Origin of the sequence: Geobacillus sp. FJAT-46040, assembly GCF_002335725.1 — a bacterium.
In the GTDB taxonomy this organism is placed as follows: Bacteria; Bacillota; Bacilli; order Bacillales; family Anoxybacillaceae; genus Geobacillus; species Geobacillus thermoleovorans.
In genome coordinates this window covers 630,273-633,838 of the sequence record NZ_NISS01000001.1, presented here as the reverse complement: position 1 = coordinate 633,838, position 3,566 = coordinate 630,273, and the positions used below count along the sequence as shown (strand labels likewise).

The window sequence follows — 3,566 nt, the reverse complement described above, 5'->3', positions numbered from 1 at the left end:
TACGCATTCGACGCCTGAATCGCCGCCACACGGACATTGACTCCGAGTTCGTCTGCGCCGTCTGCCTCTTGGTTCATCGCAGACCGGATACGATCAGCTACTTCAGTCATGCTCATTCCACGTTTGTTGGCGATGATGGCCGCCGCTTCCATCATTTTTGTGGTTTTTTCCATCAAATCTTGTTGGCTTGTGGCAATCTGTTTAACGTTCAGCGATAACGTATTCGCCAGCTCGGCGGATTGGAGTTTCGAGAACCCAAGCGATGCCCCGACGGTGTTTTGCCATTTAATAAAATCTTTCATGCTGTCGCCAAGCGTTTCACTCAACGTGCCCATCAGCGCCTCGAACTTGGCCGCATCCTTAATTGCTGGGGATAACATAAATCCGGCTCCGATCGCCGTGCCCACAGTTGCCATCGTCGCCCCGACGACACTTAACGATCTTTTCACCCGTTGTGCAAATGAGTCGATTTTTTGCTGTGTGTTCTGCAATTCTTTTTTCAGCCGGCTAAAGTCCGCTCCGCCGCGGATTAAAAGGTTTTTCGTAGCGATACCAATCACCGCCTTTCCTCAATAGACTGTTCCGCCGAGCGCCGCATTCATCCGTTTCACTTCTTCGAATATCTGCTCTGGAGTCATCTTCTTCTGCTCTTTCTTTCCTTTTTTCAAGATTTCTTCCAGGCTTGGAGGTTTTCTTTTTCCGAACATAAATTGCGCCGTCCACAAGGCATTCATATACGCGAGAGCTACTTTTTCTTCATACTCCCTCTGTAGATTCTCGATGTACGATTCCGCCACTAGGCTTAATTCATAAGGAGTCAATTCCCAAAATTCCAATAAAGACATCCCGATCGTGGCAGCTGTTTCAAGCGCCGATTTCACCGAAAAATCCTCGCCGTCGCTGCCTTTCTCTAGTTTTTTTCTTCTTTCCCTTCCTCGTCCGGCTCGCCCATCGCATATCGGAAGGCTTCATCCATCGCTTTTGTCACTTTTACTAAACTTGAATACTCATCGACCAAGTCCATCACTTTTTCAGGCGTTAGCTTCGGGTCTTCATGCACAAGCCCAGCCCACAGAATGGTCGCTAAATCACCCATCGTCAGGTTGTCAAAATCAATTTTCGAGATGGGTTTTTTCAACTTCTGTTCAATCAAGTGCATCGCTTTCATTCCGTATCGGAAATTGCGCACTTTATCCAATTGAATTGGCGTATACATTTCTTTCCCTCCTCAATAATAATGAAAAAGACTAGAGGAAACCCTCTAGTCTTACGCCGTTTTCACCACAGTCACTTCATACACTTTAGGCGCTTTGTTTGGTTCGTTCGCTACAATAGTCACCTTTTTCGAACCAATGCTCGTGATTGATACAGCGCCGGATGCCGTACCGCTTGTCAAGTTTTGTACAAACACGCCGTCTACATACATTGCGATGGTCTGACCAGCGCCGGTTGCAGTGACCGTGAACGATGTGCTGGTTAAGCCGCTGAACGCATATAGATATGTGTTTGTATTGAACGTTGGTGTTAGAGAACCGCCTGTGCCGGACAAGCTCAATCCAGTAAGCCCCGCAGAAGCTGTTAAGCCCAATGACGGCTGACCGGATACCTTGATGGTCGCTTCGAACGGGACGGAGTCCTCCAAGTCAGCTTTCGTAGAGACTTTCGTCACAATCCCGCTGAAAGTCCAAGAGGCACCAAAAGGAAACAAAATGGTATAGGACAGCAGAGTGCCACCGGTAAACGAGTTGTAAAGAGCGATTTGGCCGTTCGTGTCGCCGGGGTTAAAGTATCCTTCTACACTGACTTCCCCGCCGTCTTTCAACCCTTGCATAAACGTTCTCCAACCGCCACTGTCTAACGTAGTCGTTTCAACCGTGTCTGCGCTTAATTCCATCCCACCGATCGATGTTAATTCTGCGATGCTATATGCACCTACCATCAATTTCGTACCCATTGCCAATTGTGCCATTGATTATACCTCCTTGATCCAAAATGTAACGTCGATAATCCCTCGATAAAGCTGCAACTCACTCTCGTATGTTTCTGTAATATTGTTAATAGTTACATCTCCAACCTGTATATTTTCCGTGCCGATTTGCCTTGCCTGAAACCCAACCGCCGTATCTTTCACTTTTTTTGTAATCCTCTTCATCTCCTCGTATGAGGAAGCAAGGATATTGAGGAGATAGCTGACCTTCACGTCGTTCTCAACTCTATCCAGTGTTTTGGTCTGTCTGTACGACGAAAGAATATACACAAGATACGGAGGTTTTTGTCCTTCCGGGGCGTTGGTTGGGTAGATTTTATTCGCGATCTCATTAATCCGGTTCAATTCATATCGCAACGCCTTTTCCAACCGCATCACCCCTTCAATGCCTCGTCAATCTGTTTCCCCATCTCGGAAATAATCGTATTGGCAATCTTGTCCGTATTTTCCACAAGTGCGTTTTCTAAAAAGTGATAGCCTGGAATGTACCTTCCGTTTCGGGCAAAAAAACCATACTCCTGCGACGCTGGGTAGTATGCAATAATCTCCCCATCTTTGTTTCTTTTTTGAAAAATATCGTTCTTCGCCCGGTCAAACGTCACTTGATACACCTTTTTGCCTTTAAAACGCGATCGCTCACCGACAAGCTTGAGTCCGCTTTTCAGTTCCCCCGTATCAACGGGAGCGTTTGCTTTCGCGCTGCGCAACGCGATCGTCATCGCCTTTCTTGACGCTTTTGTTACGTATTTTTGCGGGACATCACCAAGACGCTTTAAACTTCTTTCCAGCTCTTTTAAGCCTACAATCTCAAATTTTGACACTATACCAACTCCTTGCATAGAAGCTGGAGTTCTGCATTTTTTTCTTGCAAGTTCATGACGGCGATAATCTGAAAATACCGCTCCTTAAATTTAACCCTCATATCCGGCGTTATGCCGCTTCTGTAGCGCATATTGATTTTGTGCGTCACTTCGCTGTTGACGGCTTCGGCTGCAAAAAATTCTCGCCCGCTGATTGGATTGACACTCGCCCATACACTTGCTACATCCACCCAATCCGCTATTTCTTCTCCATATTCGTTCTGCACCCTTGTTTTTTGTTGAATAGTGATGCGGTGACGGAGCAACCCAGGATCCATGTCATATCACCGCCTCATCATGTCTCATTGGCTTTATGCGTCACAATCAAATTTCCCGCATCCGACACCGTCACTTCGTATTTATGCCCCGCTGGAGACACTAAGATAAGGCTTTTGAGTTCCTTCTCAACGCGCTTTTCAGTTTTCTCGCTCATGAATCCTTCCCCCTTTCTACGTTGTCGTTGTGCTATCGTAGCAATGAGTCAACTGCGCCACGATGCTCTCGACCGTATGCCGCACTTTTTCGCTCGTTTTGCCGATCATCTCGCGGTTTTCGTACCAGTCGGTCACTAGCACATAGCAAAACAGCTTAGCCAACTCATTGGTACTGTCAAACGTATTCCCTGTTGCATTGAACAAGTATTTTTCTGCCGCATTAATCAGCGTACTAATTAAGCCGTCCTCGTCACTATGCTCAACGCGCAGCCATTGCTTCGCTTC

The 3,566-nt window shown here is 46.8% G+C and carries 9 protein-coding genes; all 9 read right to left on the bottom strand.

Going from position 1 to position 3,566, the window contains the following annotated elements:
* Positions 1–560, bottom strand: a 560-nt coding sequence (locus tag CD000_RS18415) for a hypothetical protein (protein WP_158225538.1), incomplete at its 3' end; no start/stop codon positions are given.
* A gap of 9 nt (positions 561–569) precedes the next feature.
* The gene (locus CD000_RS03435; RefSeq protein ID WP_096224901.1) at positions 570–881 is read right to left on the bottom strand and encodes a hypothetical protein; all 312 of its coding nucleotides are present in this window, start codon (positions 879–881) and stop codon (positions 570–572) included.
* Between the two features lie 29 nt (positions 882–910).
* On the bottom strand, positions 911–1,216 hold the full coding sequence (locus CD000_RS03430) for a hypothetical protein (RefSeq protein WP_096224900.1): 306 nt from the start codon (positions 1,214–1,216) through the stop codon (positions 911–913).
* A 51-nt stretch (positions 1,217–1,267) separates the two neighbouring features.
* Positions 1,268–1,969, bottom strand: coding sequence for a phage tail tube protein (locus tag CD000_RS03425; protein WP_096224899.1), 702 nt, complete (start codon positions 1,967–1,969; stop codon positions 1,268–1,270).
* Positions 1,970–1,972: 3 nt separating this feature from the next.
* A complete protein-coding gene (gene gp17 / locus CD000_RS03420) occupies positions 1,973–2,356 on the bottom strand; it encodes a tail completion protein gp17 (protein ID WP_158225537.1) in 384 nt (127 codons plus the stop codon).
* Positions 2,357–2,361: 5 nt separating this feature from the next.
* Positions 2,362–2,808 carry an HK97-gp10 family putative phage morphogenesis protein gene (locus tag CD000_RS03415; RefSeq protein ID WP_233130388.1) on the bottom strand — a complete coding sequence of 149 codons (447 nt, stop codon included), beginning with the start codon at positions 2,806–2,808 and terminating at the stop codon, positions 2,362–2,364.
* Positions 2,808–3,125, bottom strand: a complete 318-nt coding sequence (locus tag CD000_RS03410; RefSeq protein ID WP_096224897.1) for a phage head closure protein — start codon at positions 3,123–3,125, stop codon at positions 2,808–2,810. The genes CD000_RS03415 and CD000_RS03410 overlap by 1 nt, the downstream gene beginning before the upstream one ends.
* A 17-nt stretch (positions 3,126–3,142) precedes the next feature.
* On the bottom strand, positions 3,143–3,280 hold the full coding sequence (locus CD000_RS18410; RefSeq protein ID WP_158225536.1) for a hypothetical protein: 138 nt from the start codon (positions 3,278–3,280) through the stop codon (positions 3,143–3,145).
* A 16-nt stretch (positions 3,281–3,296) separates the two neighbouring features.
* On the bottom strand, positions 3,297–3,566 hold a 270-nt coding region (locus tag CD000_RS03405), incomplete at its 5' end, for a head-tail connector protein (RefSeq protein ID WP_096224896.1).